This window comes from Photobacterium sp. SKA34, assembly GCF_000153325.1.
GTDB lineage: Bacteria > Pseudomonadota > Gammaproteobacteria > Enterobacterales > Vibrionaceae > Photobacterium.
In genome coordinates this window covers 213,026-231,966 of sequence record NZ_CH724146.1, presented here as the reverse complement: position 1 = coordinate 231,966, position 18,941 = coordinate 213,026, and the positions used below count along the sequence as shown (strand labels likewise).

The following is an 18,941-nucleotide window of genomic DNA, read 5'->3' as shown; positions in this document are numbered from 1 at the left end:
GTTATAATTTATCCCTATTAGAAATATGACAATTTGATCGTAGCAACGATCACTCAGCCTCAACTACGGAGTCACTATGAAAACGCATCGCGTCAATGAGCTCATCGAACTGCTTCACCCTGAATGGCAAAAAGATCCTGATCTAAATTTAGTGGAGTTTTTATTAAAACTGGCTGAAGAAGCAAAGTATAACGGCCCATTAGAATCACTCACTGATGATGTACTGATTTATCACTTGAAGATGCGTAATAGTGGCAAAGACGAGATGATCCCAGGACTTGCAAAAGACTGTGAAGATGACTTCAAAACCGCAATCTTACGCGCTCGCGGTATTATTAAATAATCTCGCTATAATTTAACGTTTAAAGCCAGTGAATATTCACTGGCTTTTTTGTGTCCAAACGACCACTTTCAGCTCTGATTTTAGGCCTAACCACCGCCTTACATTACAATTATGTTATTAACAGAACTGATAAATATTAATAATTAACACTCAGCGCCAAAAGTCGATTTATTAGTAGCCTTCGCTAAACTAATGACAACACATGTTAGCTTAGGGGGATAAATCAGCCCCTTAATTCTTGTTATCTCAAGATTAAGGTAAACTGCTGCCTTAATTTCCGTCTTTAAGGCTGTTCCATGGAAAAAAACGACTTTTGTTTTTCAACTCTCACGCCTGATTTGCTGCTTGATGCCTTAGATAGCATTAATGTTCGAGCAGAGTCAGGATTACTGGCTCTCAATAGTTATGAAAATCGGGTCTATCAGTTTAAAGCGGAAGATGGGGCTCGCTATGTCACCAAATTCTATCGCTCAGAACGTTGGCGTGATGAGCAAATTGAAGAAGAGCACCAATTCACACAAGAATTGGCTGACAATGAAATTCCTGTTGCCGCACCTCTAAACATCAATGGGAAAACACTACATACCTTTAATGGTCATCGTTTTGCTTTATTCCCAAGTGTCGGCGGTCGGCAATTTGAAGTCGATAATTTTGACCAATTAGAATGGGTCGGTCGTTATTTAGGTCGTATTCATCTAGTGGGACAACGCCAGCCTTTTCAACATCGTCCAACCATGGGGCTAGATGAATACGTCTATCAGCCTCGAAAATTATTAGAGCACAGTCAGTTTATTCCCGATCACCTTAAGAACGTCTTTTTTGCCGATCTTGATCTACTGATTAAAAACCTCGAACAGCATTGGTCAACTAATTGGCAAGCGATTCGTCTTCATGGCGACTGTCACCCAGGTAATATTTTATGGCGTGATGGCCCGATGTTTGTCGATCTTGATGATGCCCGTAATGGTCCTGCCGTCCAAGATTTATGGATGCTATTAAACGGTGAGCGTGCCGATCAATTAGCCCAACTGGATACTTTACTTGAAGCTTATGGTGAATTTGCAGATTTTGATCAACGTCAATTGCAACTAATCGAGCCTTTACGCGGTCTTAGAATGGTGCATTATATGGCATGGCTAGCAAAACGCTGGGAAGATCCTGCATTTCCCCGTGCATTCCCATGGTTTGCTGATGCAAAATATTGGGAAGGGCAAGTGCTTGCATTTAAAGAACAAATTGCCTCACTGCATGATGCACCATTACAACTCATGCCACAGTGGTAAACACAAAAACGTATTAACATAAAAATTCAGGTTATATTTATAACCGTGATAAGGATAATCAGGGAGTTATATTAATGTTCAAGAAGTTACTCACGCTAGCTAGTGCAGCGTTACTATCATTTTCAGTGCACGCTGCAAAATTTACTGAAGGTGATTACTACAAAGTTCTCGATCTACCAAAATCTGAAACCCCCATTGTGACTGAGTACTTCTCTTTATACTGCCCGCATTGCTACCAGTTTGAGCCTATGATCAAACAGCTAAAAACAAAGCTACCTGAAAATGCAAAACTACAAAAAATGCATGTTTCATTCATGGGTGGCTCTATGGGTAAAGTGATGAGTAAAGCCTTCGCTACCTCTGTAGTACTAGGTGTTCAAGATCAAATGGTACCGGTGTTCTTTAACCGTATCCACACCATGAACAAGCCACCACGTAATGAAGAAGAAGTGCGTCAAACCTTCATCGATGAAGGGGTGCCAGCCGCAGAATTTGACGGCGCATTTAATAGCTTTGCGGTAAATTCAATGGTAAGTCGTTTTGATAAGTCCTTTGAAGATGCAGGCCTAACAGGTGTGCCAGCTGTTGTGGTTAACAACAAGTACCTTGTGCAAACAGGTAAAATCAAATCGGCAGACGAATACTTTGAGTTAGTAAACTACTTACTGAAAAAGTAATCTCATCTAAAATAAAAAAGGGCAGTGATGCCCTTTTTTATTATCCAAATAACCGACACTTTTTGTTATATAACTTGGCTATTAATCTGCTTAAGCAGCCTATCCATTGAGCGATAACCTAACGCTTCCGCTAAGTGCCCTCGAGAAATATCAGGCTCTCCCGCCAAATCAGCTATCGTACGCGCTACTTTAATTATCCGATGGTAAGCCCGTACCGATAAACCTAACTGATGAAGCGCATTTTCTAAAAATGCTGCATCAGCTTGTTGTAGAGGGCAATACTGTTCAAGCTCTCGCGTCGATAACAGGGCATTCACCTTACCACTTCGAGTCAACATTTGATGACGAGCATGATCAACCCGCGCTTTAATCGTTACTGTTGAATCACCTCGATCTCCACCCTTGGCTAACGTGCCTCGGGGTAGAGCAGGGATCTCAATCGACATATCAAACCTATCAAGTAATGGGCCACTCAGCCGGCTTAAATAACGTAATATCGCCTGTGGGTTGGTACGTGTTTGATTGCCATCATAATATCCAGAAGGACTTGGATTCAGCGCACAAATCAATTGAAAGCGGGCTGGAAACGTTGTTTTACTGGTCGCACGAGAAATCACAATATGGCCAGACTCTAATGGTTCGCGCAAAGAGTCTAAAACTTTACGTTCAAATTCAGGCATCTCATCAAGAAATAATAACCCATTGTGTGCCAAAGATATTTCTCCCGGTTTAGGTACTGAACCTCCACCCACTAATGCCGCCATAGAGCTCGAATGGTGTGGCGTGCGAAAAGGTCTTTTTAACCAGTTTCCTTGGTGTAACGATTGTGGTGTGAGTGAGGTAACGGCCGCTGTTTCTAACGCTTCTTCATGGTTCATCGGCGGTAATAAGTCGCACAACCTTGATGCAAGCATGGTTTTACCCGTTCCCGGAGGCCCAAGGAACAAGACATTGTGGCCGCCAGCTGCGGCAATTTCTAACGCACGTTTACCTTGTTGCTGACCGATAATATCTTGCATATCTCGATCTAAAGGAACCGCTGTTTCTTGCGGCTGCTCACTAAAATTTAATGCCAATTGTTGTTGGCCACATAAATAGCCACAGACAGCTAATAGACTGGAGGCTGATTTATGAACTTCTTTACCGACGAGAGCCACTTGATCGCTATTACTATCAGGCACCACAAAGCAACGTTTCGCCTTTAACGCTGCTAAAGCAGCAGGAAGGGCTCCCTTTACTTGTCGTAACTCTCCCGATAATGCTAATTCACCGATAAACTCATGCTCTGCTAATTTATCTATAGGGATCTGGCCTGATGCAGCCAAAATACCTAACGCAATAGGTAAATCAAACCGCCCTCCTTCTTTAGGTAAATCAGCAGGAGCCAAGTTGACAGTGATACGTCGTGATGGGAACTCAAAATTCGCATTAATAATTGCACTTCGAACCCGATCTTTAGCCTCTTTTACAGTAGTTTCAGGTAACCCAACTAATGTAAAACTTGGCAACCCGTTACTTAAGTGGACTTCTACTGTCACTGGTGGGGCATGTACACCCACACAAGCTCGACTATGAACAATCGCAAGCGTCATGAACCATCACCTCACTGAGATACGAAAACATTCGTTAATGAATTATTTATTTTTAGTTTCATAAGATGCCTGTAAATGCAGCTCGTTTGCTAAAAAAACCACAGTTTTTGCTTGTCATGCGATAGACGTCTGTGTTACCACTAACATATAGCAACAACTAGACAACAAAAGTTGGACAAATATACATGCGCTTAACAACATCTCTCGTACTCATTATTAATGTCATTGTGGTGATTATGTCACCGCAGCGGGGATTTGCTGGCGCAAAGTAGCGCAAGAGACGCAAATAAAAAGCCCCCGCACTGAGAAGTTCGGGGGCTTTTTTCAACAAATGGATTTGAGTAATCGTAATCATCTCAAATAGATCTCGCAAAGTAAGCAAGGAGCTGCGATGACAGGGGCAGAATTAGTCGTAAAAGCGCTGCATCAGCAGGGTATCAAAACCATATTTGGTTACCCTGGCGGTGCCATCATGCCAATTTATGACGCTTTATATGATGGTGGAGTAGAACATATCCTCTGCCGTCACGAACAAGGAGCAGCAATGGCTGCTATTGGTATGGCTCGATCCACCCAAGATGTAGCTGTCTGTATGGCAACATCAGGTCCTGGTGCCACGAATCTCGTCACAGGACTTGCTGACGCCTTTATGGATTCAGTCCCCTTGGTTGCGATTACTGGACAAGTTGCCAGCACCCATATTGGAACCGATGCCTTCCAAGAAATGGATGTGATTGGGATGTCTTTATCATGTACCAAACACAGCTACCTGGTAACAGATGTCAATGATCTTGCGCCAACCCTTGCTGAAGCATTTGTGGTCGCTAAAGCCGGTCGTCCAGGCCCTGTTATTGTTGATATAGCCAAAGATGTGCAGCTTGCACAAGCGCCAACCGAATTACTACCTCCTATTAAGCCACCAGCAGTTCCAACGGTTAATAGTGAAGTAATCACTGCAGCTCAAGAATTATTAGATAAAAGTCATCGTCCAGTAATGTATGTCGGTGGTGGGGTACAAATTGCCAATGCAACCGATACCTTACGTCAGTTTTTAAGCCTTAATCCGATGCCTTCGGTCAGTACCTTAAAAGGATTAGGCTCTATCGAGCGCCATGACCCACATTATCTTGGTATGCTAGGTATGCACGGTACAAAAGCGGCCAACTTAGTGGTACAAGAAGCGGATTTATTAATTGTGGTTGGTGCCCGTTTTGATGATCGCGTAACCGGAAAATTGGATACCTTTGCGCCACACGCGAAAGTGATTCATATTGATATTGATGCAGCTGAATTTAGTAAATTACGTCATGCTGATGCGCCATTACGTGGCGATATTAATACTATTTTGCCTCAGTTAGAGCTTAGCCAAGATATCAGCCGTTGGCTCACTCACAGCGAACATATTCGTAAAATTGGCAAATGGCGCTATGACCATCCAGGCGATCTGATTTACGCACCATTACTGCTTAAGCAATTGTCAGATATGATGCCAGATAGCAGCATGGTATCGACCGATGTTGGTCAGCACCAAATGTGGGCCGCACAGCATATTCAACCTCGTGAGCCACAAAACTACATTACATCAGCAGGCCTTGGCACGATGGGCTTTGGTTTACCTGCAGCAATGGGAGCCAGTGTTGCCCGTCCTGATGATCAATCTATTCTGATCTCTGGTGATGGCTCGTTTATGATGAATGTACAAGAATTGGGAACTTTAAAGCGCCGTAGTATTCCTGTCAAAATGGTACTTATCAATAACCAACGCTTAGGTATGGTACGCCAATGGCAGTCGCTGTTTTTTGATGGTCGCCACAGTGAAACCATCCTAGATGATAATCCTGATTTTGTGATGTTAGCTAAGGCGTTTGATATCCCAGGAAAAACCATTACTCGTAAAGAAGAAGTGGCTCCTGCACTAGAAGAAATGCTCGCCAGTAAAACCGCTTACTTGTTGCATGTATTGATTGATGAAGAACAAAATGTATGGCCACTGGTTCCACCGGGTGCTGCAAACCAAGATATGCTGGAGAACACCTAATGGAGAGATATTTACTCAACATTACCGCTAATGATAAGCCTGTATTACTTGAGCGAATTTTACGTGTGATCCGCCATCGTGGCTTCATCATAAAAAAAGTCGATGCAACACAAAATCATCATAGCAAGATAGCCAGAATCGAAATTATCGTAGATAGTACTCGTCCTATATCGACGCTTATCAACCAAATTGAAAAACTGTGGGACATCATCAGTGTAGAGACTTCCCCCCTACAGTTACTGGATTAAATTTTAGAAAGGAATTCAACATGGCAAATACAGCAGATTACATTTGGTTTAACGGTGAGATAGTGCCTTGGGCTGATGCTAATGTTCACGTTTTAACTCACGCAATGCACTATGGCACCTCAGTATTTGAAGGGATCCGTTGCTACAACACGCCAAAAGGCCCAGCCGTTTTTCGTCATGAAGAACACATGGTACGACTAAAAAATTCGGCAAAAATTTATCGCTTCCCGATCCCATACAGCTGCGATGAGCTAATGGAAATTTGCCGTGAAACGATCCGAGTAAATAAACTCGATTCTGCTTACATTCGTCCATTGGGTTATGTAGGTAATGTTGGCCTAGGCGTTTGCCCTCCCGTTGATACAAAAATGGATTTGATTGTTGCTGCTTTCCCTTGGGGTTCTTACTTAGGTGAAGAAGCGCTAGAAAACGGTGTCGATGCAATGATCTCTAGTTGGAACCGTGCAGCGCCAAATACCATTCCAACAGCTGCAAAAGCAGGCGGTAACTACCTATCATCACTACTGGTTGGTAGCGAAGCACGTCGCCATGGTTACGCAGAAGGGATCGCATTAAGTGTGGATGGTTATCTATCTGAAGGTGCTGGCGAAAATATCTTTGTTATTCGTAACGGCGTTCTTTCAACGCCACCAACGACTAGCGCAATTTTACCAGGCATCACCCGTGACACTATCATGATCCTAGCCAAAGAACGGGGTTACGAAGTACGTGAAGAAAACATTGCCCGTGAGGCGCTTTACCTTGCCGATGAGATCTTCATGACAGGTACCGCTGCTGAGATTGTGCCAGTGCGTAGCGTTGATCAAATTACCGTTGGTGAAGGCAAGCGAGGTCCTATCACCAAAGAGCTACAAGCCGCTTACTTCGGTCTGTTCAATGGTGAAACAGAAGATAAATGGGGCTGGTTAGATTTCGTTTATCCACAAAAGTAATTGCCCTTCACAATCAAACCGACACATACCAAAACTGTCGCTAATGCATTAGCGACAGTGCTCTAAAAAGGATTTTCTGTTATGCCTAAATACCGTTCAGCAACCACTACCCATGGCCGAAATATGGCTGGCGCTCGTGCCTTATGGCGCGCAACTGGCGTTAAAGATGAAGATTTCGGTAAGCCGATTATTGCCGTTGTGAACTCGTTTACCCAATTTGTTCCCGGTCACGTACACTTAAAAGACCTCGGTCAATTAGTCGCTAAGCAAATCGAAGAAGCGGGCGGTATTGCCAAAGAGTTTAATACTATTGCCGTTGATGATGGTATCGCGATGGGTCACGGTGGGATGTTGTATTCACTACCGTCACGTGAGCTCATTTCAGATTCTGTTGAGTACATGGTGAACGCCCACTGTGCCGATGCGATGGTATGTATCTCAAACTGCGACAAAATCACCCCTGGAATGTTGATGGCATCACTTCGCCTAAATATTCCGGTTATTTTTGTTTCTGGCGGACCAATGGAAGCGGGTAAAACCAAGCTTTCAGAGCAAGTGATCAAACTCGATTTAGTCGATGCGATGATCCAAGGTGCCGATCCTAAAGTGTCAGATGAGCAAAGCGAGCAGATCGAACGTTCAGCGTGCCCTACCTGTGGTTCGTGCTCTGGTATGTTCACAGCAAACTCAATGAACTGTTTAACCGAAGCATTAGGTTTAAGTCAGCCAGGTAATGGTTCAATGCTAGCGACGCACGCAGATCGCGAGCAACTATTTATTAATGCGGGTAAACGCATTGTGGCATTGACGAAACGCTACTATGAGCAAGATGATGAATCTGCACTGCCTCGTAACATTGCCAATAAAAAAGCCTTTGAAAATGCGATGGCATTAGATATTGCGATGGGGGGATCAACCAATACCGTTTTACACCTTTTAGCCGCAGCGCAAGAAGGTGAAATTGATTTCACCATGACCGATATTGATCGCATGTCTCGTATTGTTCCTCACCTATGTAAAGTTGCGCCGTCAACACCGAAATATCATATGGAAGATGTTCACCGAGCGGGTGGCGTTTACAGTATTTTAGGTGAACTGGATCGTGCAGGCCTTTTCCACAACGATTGCCACAATATTTTAGGTGAAACCTTTGCTGAAAGTTTCCGCCACTACGACATCACCTTAACAGACTCAGAAGACATCAAAACGTTCTTCCGCGCAGGTCCTGCAGGTATTCGTACCACGCAAGCATTTTCACAAAATTGTCGTTGGGACACCCTTGATGATGATCGAGAAAATGGTTGTATTCGTAAGAAAGAGTTTGCCTTTAGTCAAGATGGTGGTCTAGCTGTACTGTCTGGCAATATGGCACTCGATGGTTGTATTGTTAAAACCGCAGGTGTTGATGAAAGTTGCTTAACCTTTACAGGACCGGCTGTCGTGTTTGAAAGCCAAGATACCGCAGTTGAAGCAATTCTTGCTGGCAAAGTAAAAGCGGGCGATGTCGTGGTTATTCGTTATGAAGGACCAAAAGGTGGCCCTGGGATGCAAGAAATGTTGTATCCAACCACTTACCTTAAATCTATGGGCCTCGGTAAAGAATGTGCGTTGATCACTGACGGTCGATTCTCTGGCGGTACTAGTGGCCTATCTATTGGTCATGTTTCGCCTGAAGCGGCAAACGGTGGCACGATTGGTCTTATCGAAAATGGCGATATTATCGCGATTGATATTCCAAACCGTAGTATTGAACTGAATGTTGATGAGACAACACTTGCTGCACGTCGTGAAGCAACGAACCAACGCGGTTGGAAGCCAGTTGATCGTGAACGTCAGGTTTCTTTTGCCCTAAAAGCCTATGCCAATCTAGCGACCAGTGCAGATAAAGGCGCAGTACGCGATAAGTCAAAACTAGAAGGATAATCACCATGAGCGAAGTGAAACAGGCCACGGATGAAAAGCTACTTAGCGGAGCTGACTATCTTCGCAATATCCTTCGAGCACCCGTTTATGAGGTGGCGCAAGTCACCCCATTACAAAATATGGACCGTCTGAGTGCAAGGATAGCAAATCAGATCCAACTAAAACGGGAAGACCGCCAACCCGTTCACTCATTTAAGTTACGCGGCGCTTACAACATGATGTCGCAACTGACTGAGCCTCAGAAAGCTGCTGGGGTGATAGCAGCCTCTGCTGGTAATCATGCGCAAGGTCTTGCCTTATCAAGCCAAAAACTCGGTGTTAAAGCCACGATTGTCATGCCACGTACCACACCGGATATTAAGGTTGATGCGGTACGTAGTTTTGGCGGGATTGTAGTACTGCATGGCAATAACTTTGATGAAGCAAAAGGCTACGCTGAACAATTAGCGCAACAACATGGCTATACTTTTATTCCTCCTTTCGATCACCCTTCGGTGATCGCAGGACAAGGGACTATCGGTATTGAATTAGTACAACAAAACGGCCATTTGGATTGTGTTTTTGTGCCCGTTGGCGGTGGTGGTTTAGCCGCAGGTGTTGCGGTATTACTAAAGCAATTATTACCTGAAATTAAGGTAGTTGGTGTTGAAGCTGAAGATTCTGCCTGCTTAAAAGCAGCCCTTGATGCGGGTAAACCAGTCTCGTTAGATCAAGTAGGTATGTTTGCCGATGGAGTTGCAGTTAAGCAAATAGGCAGCGAGACTTTCCGTTTATGTCAGCAATACCTTGATGATGTTATCACGGTCAGCAGTGATGAAATTTGCTCGGCTGTAAAAGATATTTTTGAAGATACGCGGGCGATTGCTGAGCCTTCAGGGGCACTTTCTCTGGCAGGACTAAAAAAATACGTCGAGCAGCACCAAATCCGCGATCAGCAACTTGCCGCTATTTTATCAGGCGCAAACTTGAATTTTCATGGTCTACGCTATGTCTCAGAGCGTTGCGAGTTAGGTGAAAAACGTGAAGGGTTATTAGCCGTTACGATCCCTGAACGCCCAGGTGCTTTTCTTGATTTCTGCCATTTGATTGGTGGTCGAGCAGTAACCGAGTTTAACTACCGATATAACGATGATGCTCTGGCCAATGTTTTTGTTGGTGTGCGTTTAATTCAAGGCCAAGAAGAGCTTGATGGCATCATAAAAGATCTGCGAAAAGGCGGATATCCGGTGGTCGATTTATCTGATGACGAAATGGCGAAAGTCCATGTTCGTTATATGATTGGTGGTAGACCATCAAAACCGCTTAAAGAACGTTTATATAGCTTTGAGTTTCCTGAATACCCAGGTGCACTTATTCGCTTTTTAAACACCCTTGGTTGTCATTGGAATATTAGCTTATTTAATTATCGTAATCATGGGGCAGATTATGGTCGTGTCTTATGTGGCTTTGAACTTGAAGACAAAGATTTACTGTCATTTACAAGCCACTTACGCGAACTTGGTTATCAATGGAAAGACGAAACAGAAAATCCAGCCTATAAGTTTTTTCTTGCTCAGTAATGATCGCCCATAACAAAAAAAGCAGCGTAATCGCTGCTTTTTTATAACAATCAATATGATTAATGGCTGTCCGAAACATATTCAAGGCAACTGGAAATCAAATTAATATTTTGTTCAATCATTTTTTGGCGTAAAGGAGAAGGTACCTGCGCATACATTACCGATAATCGATTGATATCACCATATTCGGGTGTATTGTCGTCTGAAATAAACCAATGCAGAGAACGCCCTGTTATCTTCGCTATGTTCATTAGCATTAATACTCTAGGCTCTGTTTTCCCCGACTCCAAATCAAGGTAAGTTTGACGAGCAACACCTAGCTGCTTAGCCATACTTACTTGAGTGATCCCTTTCCATTCTCTCGCTTCTCGAATCTTTTGTGCAATATGCGCTATTTCTGTCATTGCGTTATTAATCTCACGCTCAACACTATGTTCACTCATCATCGACATTTAAACCGCACTAAACACAAAACTTTGCTTAAACTATTCTTCGCAAAAATAGATGTCTATGGGTAGTAATACAAATTTGTGATGCGTCATATTCACTGTAACCAAAGCTAGACAGTAAAAATACCAAAATGAACAACTAAGTAGGCACTAAAGATTATCGTGATTCGGCTACTTATTTTTATGTGTTAAGGCACGGGTGTATTCCGCCATGAAACTCGCTAAGTTGATGCATTGCTGCAAAATAACGTGACGAGCAGAATGTGGCAAGCGACTAAAAAATTGCAATAAGCGATCAATTTCTTCCTTGTACTCACTTTCTAAAATTTCTATTCCTTCATCACCATAAACAAACCAAGTTAGTGGCCGCTCAGTGATCTCCGAGATCTCAGACAATAATCGTACTTTAGGCTCTGTTTTTCCGGTTTCAAGATCAAGATACGTTTGGCGAGCAACTTTCAACTGCTGGGCCATATGTACTTGGGTTAATCCTTTCCATTCACGAGCATCCTTGATCCTAGCGGCAATCTTTGTCTTTGGCTCTGTCATACACCTTCTCCAATCAGATAGTGAAGAACGCTTCACTATTTGTTGCAGTGCAGATGATGAGCCAATTTTTCATTTTTTTTAATCCTTAATATTCAATAAGATAAAATCAAAGCAGACTTTTATTCTTAATTTGAATCGCACATCGTATGGATAATCAGGCATTTTTTTATTTCGCAACACAGTAAACCTTATCAAGAATGCCGATAAAAAAGACGCAAGTTGTGTCGGTAGGCATTAAAGTTTGAAACTTTTCTCGCGTATAGGGCTTGTTGTTACGTAACGCTATAGAGAGTAAGGTAACAGTAAAGTTTGAAACTAATGCAGTCTCACTGTTATATACATCGATTTTGTAACAGCAAAGATCGAAACTTTTATAACTACGACTATGGTTCCTTACTTATCGACCTCATCTCAATTCTAACTGTTGTGATGTTGAATTATATCGATAGTTTACAATCTGCCCATTAACAATAAGCTCAATAGCTGTATTAATCTGCCCTAACGGTACGCTGAACCACTCTCTCGGTTTGCACATAGTGCCCTGTAAATCGGCTATTTCCACATCAATGCAAACATCTTTAAATACAGTATGAATTAGGTTTTCAAACTTCTGTGTATTCATGTTGTAACACTCATATTCAGCAACAACATTCACGGGGGCCATTAAGTAAGTTGGTTCATTTGCTGCATTGGCGATACGTTTGGCAACAGGTGTAGTTGCGTAGCCAATTTTGTATAAGTTAGAAATTGAATTAATTCGAGGATCTTCGCTTTGGCTTGATAATATATAAATAAAGCCTGCCGACTCATCATCTTCACCAACATTTTTAATATCAGAGAAGTGTTCGCCTTTTGGTGAAACCATTTTTCCATCAGCATATAGTGACTTAGCAATAGAGCGATAAAGCATGTTCGACTCTGTACCATTCTCAAAAATACACCGAGTTCTCCCATCCTTTCTGAAACGCTTTCCATCCACAGTTTTTGCTTCACTAGTGATATCTATATGTTCAAGGTACATCAGCACCCCACTTAACACATAATATTCACCTGCTTGAAGTTTTTCACCTTTATCATCAAACTCAATAATTTTACGCTGACCACTATTTAGCTCTTGCTGAACAACAGGAAAAAGGTCTTTATATTTAGCAAAATCTTTACACGCCTTACGCCTTGCCACAAAATCGCTTTCAGCTCGTTTGTCGGTTTTTACGTGCTTGATGTTAAAAATACTATCGTCAGAATCACCCAGTAAACCAAAGTCATCATCAGCGAATATGTCTTCAACTGAGTTAATTTCTTTTACCACAGGCTTTGGTTCTGGTTTCGGTTCTGCTTTATATTCTGCCGCTGGTTCTGCCACTTCATGCGTTAATGGCAACAAATTGAATTCATCAAAATCAACCAACGCCTGGCACTGGGTGTCATTACTTCTTATTGAATCTAAACGTTTAAATAGCATTAGTTCACTAATGTTCGCCATATTGTTTTCAGGCAACCGACCATTCGCTTTATAGAAGTCATTTATCTCCTGAAACTTAGCAACCAAGTGCTCATCTGCCGTTGGCGCTTTTGACTTTACTTTAACCGCAGTAAGCCCTAATTCGTCATCATCATTAATGAAGCTTAACCAGTCATCCATCTCCATCGACTTTAATTTTTGCCATTCTTCATTTTTCATTACGCTTGCATCCTTTTGCGCTTTTCTTGTTTGATGTAAATTAAGCACTCAGCCAAACGCTTTTCGGTAAAATCAGAGGCATTTAAGTCAGGTTCTCGGCCTTGCTCATGAACAAACTGTTTAACTTTAGGCCATAGCAATTTAGCTTCATCAAAGTCCATTTGAATACGTGTCGTTTCAATCGACTCTTGAATAAGCTTGAGTACGTCAGTTGTTACTGATTTCGACAGTATCTCAAATGCTTTTTGGAACGGGTTAATCTCGTCAATTAAATCGATACTCAGTTCATCAATATTGATAAACTTATCGGCTAAGCGAACAAACTTTTTCCCGCCTTGTTCACTTACTTCCGCTGTACTTACCGCTGAATCAACAACTACTTGCTGACGAACTTCTTCAACTTCTGCTTCAGTTAAATCAGGATATTTGCGTTGGATTATCTTAGGGATAAGTATTTTATTAACTACTTCTGGATCAACTTTACCCGCTGATGCAGCAATCACCTTGTCATCTTGCAATATAGCCGCTTTTAAATCAGCTAAATCTGATTCAATAATGTCTTTAGTACGCTTAGTACTTGGCTCTTTAAAGCCGCCAATTTTCATCGTCCCCGGTGGTGTTGGCTCAAAATCATCGTCTTTTTTGGCTTTAAACTTAAAGTTTGGTGCCAATACTTGCTCCATTAGCAATGAACAAGTAATTGCTTTAAGCATGTTATTCACGGCAATCGTTACTTGATCATTTTCCGCATCAGGTTGGGCGATGAGGTTAGTGAATTGCGCATGTGTTTTGTTTGAACTATCACGAGTACAGCGACCAATAATCTGAATGATTTCTGTCAGCGAACTTCTGTAACCCACAGTCAATGCATGTTCGCAGTACTCCCAGTCAAAGCCTTCTTTTGCCATACCTAATGCGATGATCACGTCCATATCATCTACATTTTTAATGTTACGTAGATAGTTTTGAATAACATCACGGTCATTTTCTTCAACCAAATCAGCTACCTTAATTACTGTACCATCAGGTCGTGTTACAGGAATAACACCAGTGTCAGGGTCACGTTTACCTGCTTCACCTAATACTTCCAAAATGGCATCAACTTCATCGTATTTTTCTTTGGTTGATTCACCTGAGTTAACATTAGGGATATGAATAATGGTTTTTTTTCCGTAGTTTTCTTCGGAATTAAGCACCTCATGAATAACGTCAGTGTATCTACCTTGATAGAAGTGATAACCGATACCGAGTGACTTCAAGTAATTGTAACCGTTAAGCTGCTCGTAATAATTAAATGAGATTTTATCAAATTGTGCTTCAAGCTCAGGCGTTAAAACAGGAACGCTATAACCACGGAAGTATGAGCCTGTCATTGCAACAATATGTGCATTACTGTTTGCCATTATTGAACGTAAAACATCACCTAATACATTTTCACCATCAGCCGAAACGTGGTGGAACTCATCAATCGCGATTAAGCAATCATTAAAAGCAGTATCTTCTATTTCTTGAAAGGCAAAACGCAGCGTAGCGTGCGTACAAATAAGCACTTTATCGTTACCTGCCATAAAGCGTTTAAAGGCTTTAGTTTTGCTGGTTTCACCACCAGGCGTACAAAGGTTGTTATCGTTATCGACTTCCCAATCACAGAAGAAACCATATTTACTTAATTCAGTCGTATCAAATGAGCCACCGATAGAACGCTCTGGCACAGCAACAATCGCTTTTTTAATACTTTGATTGTGCAACTTGTCTAGTGCTAAAAACATTAATGCACGAGACTTACCTGAAGCAGGGGGGGCTTTTAATAGCAGATATTGACTGCTTCTCCCTTCATACGCTCGAGATTGCATAGCACGCATACCCATATCATTAGTATTGGAACTAGCGCCACTTTGAGCATATTGGAATTCCATTAAATTACGCATCGTTGCCTCCTGTCATTTTGTTATAAGTTGAGAACAAAGTTTTCAAAAGCTGCTGCTCATCAAGCAGTGGTTTTGTTTCATATAAGGATTCAACTGATTTATCTAGATTTTCATGAGCTGTTCTTAACTCTATTGGCATTTTTAACGGGTCATATAACTTACTAAGTGTTAAATTTGGATAAAGCTCTCTAGCTTCAAGAATACTTAGAGCTGCGCTTTCAATAGCCTGATATTCTTCTTCTGTATACTCAGGAATAGGAAAGTTATTATATGACACTGCGGATGAGTACCTAATATCGCTTTTCATTCTTCCTGATGTTAGTTTTACCCAAGCTACGTGAATTCTAGAAGATAGGAGACCAAATAAGAATAAAGATGCGTCATATACAACTTGAGCATCCACAGTAATTGTTTCACCTGAAAATATACCTACAGGTATATATTCTCGCCTTTCTGAAGAAACTCTCGGTATTATAATTATATTCTCAGCGCCACTTTTATATGTGTTTTGTTTAAATCGATAGGGGCGATCAGCAAAGTCCTGCGTCGATTTTGTTTTACTAGAAATTCTGAAGTTACTAACCTGTTTAAACCTTTCAAGTAAAGGAGGTATTTGAGATGCCTTTTTATATTCATCATCTTCGACCCAAATACACCACCTTTTTAATCCTCGAAGCATTTCAACAGCTCCAATTGCAGGTCTAATATAATTTAATACATCTGGGTAACTACCGATTAGTTGTTGTCTCTCATCATCGTCAAGAAATAAATGACCACCATCGTATGCAATACTCCCAAACAACATCAAAGGTATATTAGATATTGGAGAAGGTCTTCTCTCTAGGTTCGATTCTGCCGCATCTATGAGATAAGAATTAATATTATTAACTTTAGTGCGAATATTATTGCTATATAGGTACTTAGCTTGTGCACTTATATTCCTAACTCCTATAATCACACACATTACAGCAGCATTAGATTTTGCATTGTTTTTCCATAAAAATGTGGTGTGTGCGAAATTAATCTCTAGTCCTTTTTGATATAAATTTTTCCAAAAACTAACTTGCTCACCCTGCGTAATTGAATTAGTCGAAACAAAAGAATACTTTCCATTATTTTTCTGAATGAATATTCCTGCTTTGTAAAACCAACAAAGAATATAGTCATAAGTTTTGCATTTTTTATCAAAAGTAAATAAGTCTACAACTTCACCTTTTTGCTCTTTATTTTGTACTTTAGAGCCTAGATATGGTGGGTTTCCAATTAAGTATGTTTCACCTGATTTAGGGTTACATATCTTATTCCAATCACATGTAACTGCATTATCGTTGTAGTGGTCAACTAAAATTGGCCACGGTTTTAGAGTTTTCCCAATATAATCGTTCTGATTCGTTGGGAGTTAGGCCGCCATTATATTGATGCGGCCTGAGTTGACAGTAATACCCGATAATGTAGCGGATGATCTCTTGTTGAGCTTCAGCAAAACTACGATAACCCACTGTTGGCACCCATTCGGTCTTTAAGCTTCTAAAGAAACGCTCCATTGGTGCATTATCCCAGCAATTTCCTCGGCGAGATAAACTCTGTTTTATCTTAAAACGCCACAGTAATTGACGGTACTTTCGACTTGTATAGTGGCTACCTTGATCGCTGTGGAACATGACGCCTTTCGGCTTACCACGCGACTCATAAGCCATTGAAAGAGCTTTGCCTGTCAGACTGGAATCAGGTGATAAAGACATCGACCAACCAATCACTTTGCGGGCAAAAAGATCAATAACAACGGCTAAATACATCCAGCGATTTCCTGTCCAAATATACGTAACATCACCAACCCAAACTTCATTTGGGGCGGTAACAGCAAACTGTCGGCCCAAGTGATTTGGAACCTCAACATGTTCTTGAGAAGCCTTTCTGTATCGATGCTTTGGCTGTTGGCAACTGACTAAACCAAGCTCTCTCATGAGTTTTGTTGCTCGGTATCGGCTCAGTTTTAAACCCTGATTTGTGACTATATCTGCAATAGTCCTCGCTCCCGCAGAGGCGTTGCTTGCTGCGTGGGCCTCACTAACTAAGCTGCGAAGTTTGACTGTTTCCGCCCTAATCGCTGTTGGACGCTTTAGCCAATAGTTATAACTACTTCGATGAACATTGAAGACTTCGCATAATGTTTTTACGCTATAGCTCTGCTTGAGTTTCTTGATCATCAAGAATTGTTCAGTGAGTCCGACATCAACAGAGCCGTGGCTTTTTTTAATATTTCATTATGCTCTTCAAGACGAGCTAACTTCTTTTTTAATTCCCGAATTTCTATTTGCTCAGGGGTCATAGGCGAAGCTTTTGGCGTTTTGCCTTGTCGTTCTTGTTTAAGCTGACGAACCCATTTATCCATCGTGGATTTACCCACATTCATGGCTTGGGCGGCTTCTGCCACTGAGTAATTTTGATCAATCACTAACTGTGAAGCCTCGAGCTTGAATTCTGCGCTGAATAGTCGTCTTGTACGATTTGTCATAGTGTCACCTGTTAACGTATGAAGTGATGATATCACCTCTAACTAAGTGACCAAATTCACTATGCCACTACAATTGGGATTGATGGACTCGATTGAAATCTAATAGCCAATCTCTATCATTTCGGTACAGCCAAGCATACAGTGCACCACCGCCCTGAAGTTTGCGTGCTTTCTTAATCGGAGTCTTGTCTATTAAGTAACGCCACTGCTTACGTTTTTTCTCATTTGAATTTGGCATAAGGTGAGCATTGTCCTTAGAGAAGGATATCGTCACTTTATCTTTTGATTTAACTTCTTTAATGATTTCACTAGCCGACATTTCAGGAATAAAAGCAGACCAAACCGTTAAGTGCTGTAGATAGCTAAAAGCTTTACGATGGCGGCGAAATATCGTTCGAAGCCAGTTAGTATCTCTATCAGAATTGATAGTTAACTCAGGGGTAACGATTTTACTTACAACTAAGTCAGCTATCTTATCGTGTGCAATCTGTTTAGTGCCTTTTCCACAGCCAAAGTCATGCGCCAGATGATTGTAGAAAAGACTCCATTGACGCTGAGTCGGAGAGTCTTGGGCTGGTAAGCACATTACCTCTTTAGCTTTGTTGGCCAAATAAGCAACCTGCTGCTCCGCTTTATCCGTGGTATTACTTAGAAAGGGCTGACATTGTATTTGGCCACATGCATGGTACGTGTGCCTACTATCATGGTAAGAGGTTCTCGATTGACTAAGAAGTCCATGCTTAGGGCAGTAAGGTAAAGATGGCAAAAACCACAATCTAGACCAATAACTTTCCCCATATTTTTGCTTTTGTTCCGCGACACAAGCTGGGCAAACACAAAAGTTATCCGACGTTTTTACAATAGAGGCTGGGGCTCCTAGCATTAGATGAACAGAGCCCTTAGCACAATATTCCATTCGCTCCATCGCTCTAATCCTAATGCTTTCATCAACAAAAGGAGCGTAAATCGGGAACATTGTATGTTCATAAATAAGCTGTTGGACGTCAAATCGTCCCGTGTTAACTAGCTGCTCTGATATCGAAGACAAATGACTAGGCAGGTCAATTGTCGCAATCACTTTTCTGTCACCATACACTTCATCTAGTAGCTGTTTAGAACTTGTAATCGCACTGCGAATTCCAGCTCTAGCCACCAAGCTATAGATTAATTCATCTGGATAAGGGACAGGGAAGCAGTGCAATA

At 41.7% G+C, this 18,941-nt stretch carries 16 protein-coding genes; 8 read left to right on the top strand and 8 right to left on the bottom strand.

Annotated features, from left to right (window positions below; genetic code table 11):
• Positions 1-76 precede the first annotated feature (76 nt).
• The 3 genes from SKA34_RS21895 (at position 77) to SKA34_RS21885 (ending at position 2,303) form a co-directional block, all read left to right on the top strand.
• On the top strand, positions 77-343 hold the full coding sequence (locus SKA34_RS21895; RefSeq protein WP_006647594.1) for a YihD family protein: 267 nt from the start codon (positions 77-79) through the stop codon (positions 341-343).
• Positions 344-639: 296 nt separating this feature from the next.
• The gene (locus tag SKA34_RS21890; protein WP_006647593.1) at positions 640-1,626 is read left to right on the top strand and encodes a serine/threonine protein kinase; all 987 of its coding nucleotides are present in this window, start codon (positions 640-642) and stop codon (positions 1,624-1,626) included.
• A gap of 74 nt (positions 1,627-1,700) precedes the next feature.
• On the top strand, positions 1,701-2,303 hold the full coding sequence (locus SKA34_RS21885; RefSeq protein WP_006647592.1) for a thiol:disulfide interchange protein DsbA/DsbL: 603 nt from the start codon (positions 1,701-1,703) through the stop codon (positions 2,301-2,303).
• A 65-nt stretch (positions 2,304-2,368) separates the two neighbouring features.
• Here the strand turns inward: SKA34_RS21885 and SKA34_RS21880 are convergent, their stop codons facing one another.
• On the bottom strand, positions 2,369-3,895 hold the full coding sequence (locus SKA34_RS21880; RefSeq protein WP_006647591.1) for a YifB family Mg chelatase-like AAA ATPase: 1,527 nt from the start codon (positions 3,893-3,895) through the stop codon (positions 2,369-2,371).
• A 391-nt stretch (positions 3,896-4,286) separates the two neighbouring features.
• On the opposite strand from SKA34_RS21880, the gene ilvG reads away from it, so the two are divergent.
• The 5 genes from ilvG (at position 4,287) to ilvA (ending at position 10,616) form a co-directional block, all read left to right on the top strand.
• Positions 4,287-5,933, top strand: a complete 1,647-nt coding sequence (ilvG, locus tag SKA34_RS21875) for an acetolactate synthase 2 catalytic subunit (protein WP_006647590.1) — start codon at positions 4,287-4,289, stop codon at positions 5,931-5,933.
• Positions 5,933-6,181, top strand: a complete 249-nt coding sequence (gene ilvM, locus SKA34_RS21870) for an acetolactate synthase 2 small subunit (protein ID WP_005372349.1) — start codon at positions 5,933-5,935, stop codon at positions 6,179-6,181. Before ilvG ends, ilvM begins: the two co-directional genes overlap by 1 nt.
• 20 nt (positions 6,182-6,201) lie before the next feature.
• The gene (ilvE, locus tag SKA34_RS21865; protein ID WP_006647589.1) at positions 6,202-7,134 is read left to right on the top strand and encodes a branched-chain-amino-acid transaminase; all 933 of its coding nucleotides are present in this window, start codon (positions 6,202-6,204) and stop codon (positions 7,132-7,134) included.
• Between the two features lie 81 nt (positions 7,135-7,215).
• Entirely contained in the window at positions 7,216-9,057 is a 1,842-nt protein-coding gene (gene ilvD / locus SKA34_RS21860) for a dihydroxy-acid dehydratase (protein WP_006647588.1), read from the top strand.
• 5 nt (positions 9,058-9,062) lie between these two features.
• On the top strand, positions 9,063-10,616 hold the full coding sequence (ilvA, locus tag SKA34_RS21855) for a threonine ammonia-lyase, biosynthetic (RefSeq protein WP_006647587.1): 1,554 nt from the start codon (positions 9,063-9,065) through the stop codon (positions 10,614-10,616).
• A 59-nt stretch (positions 10,617-10,675) separates the two neighbouring features.
• On the opposite strand, the gene SKA34_RS21850 is transcribed toward ilvA, so the two are convergent.
• The 7 genes from SKA34_RS21850 to SKA34_RS21815 form a co-directional block, all read right to left on the bottom strand.
• On the bottom strand, positions 10,676-11,068 hold the full coding sequence (locus SKA34_RS21850) for a helix-turn-helix transcriptional regulator (protein ID WP_006647586.1): 393 nt from the start codon (positions 11,066-11,068) through the stop codon (positions 10,676-10,678).
• A 168-nt stretch (positions 11,069-11,236) separates the two neighbouring features.
• Positions 11,237-11,614 (bottom strand): helix-turn-helix transcriptional regulator, encoded by a 378-nt coding sequence (locus SKA34_RS21845; RefSeq protein ID WP_006647585.1) that lies wholly within the window; start codon positions 11,612-11,614, stop codon positions 11,237-11,239.
• A 406-nt stretch (positions 11,615-12,020) separates the two neighbouring features.
• The gene (locus SKA34_RS21840) at positions 12,021-13,295 is read right to left on the bottom strand and encodes a GIY-YIG nuclease family protein (RefSeq protein WP_006647584.1); all 1,275 of its coding nucleotides are present in this window, start codon (positions 13,293-13,295) and stop codon (positions 12,021-12,023) included.
• Positions 13,295-15,223, bottom strand: a complete 1,929-nt coding sequence (locus SKA34_RS21835) for a DEAD/DEAH box helicase (RefSeq protein ID WP_006647583.1) — start codon at positions 15,221-15,223, stop codon at positions 13,295-13,297. Before SKA34_RS21835 ends, SKA34_RS21840 begins: the two co-directional genes overlap by 1 nt.
• Positions 15,216-16,571 carry a type IIL restriction-modification enzyme MmeI gene (locus SKA34_RS21830; protein WP_369750696.1) on the bottom strand — a complete coding sequence of 452 codons (1,356 nt, stop codon included), beginning with the start codon at positions 16,569-16,571 and terminating at the stop codon, positions 15,216-15,218. The genes SKA34_RS21835 and SKA34_RS21830 overlap by 8 nt, the downstream gene beginning before the upstream one ends.
• A protein-coding gene (locus SKA34_RS21825; protein ID WP_086004105.1) for an IS3 family transposase occupies positions 16,561-17,738 on the bottom strand; the annotation gives its coding sequence in 2 pieces (ribosomal slippage) (positions 16,561-17,480 and positions 17,480-17,738; 1,179 coding nt in all). The genes SKA34_RS21830 and SKA34_RS21825 overlap by 11 nt, the downstream gene beginning before the upstream one ends.
• A gap of 67 nt (positions 17,739-17,805) precedes the next feature.
• Positions 17,806-18,939, bottom strand: a complete 1,134-nt coding sequence (locus SKA34_RS21815) for a TniQ family protein (RefSeq protein WP_006647581.1) — start codon at positions 18,937-18,939, stop codon at positions 17,806-17,808.
• Between the last annotated feature and the right edge of the window lie 2 nt (positions 18,940-18,941).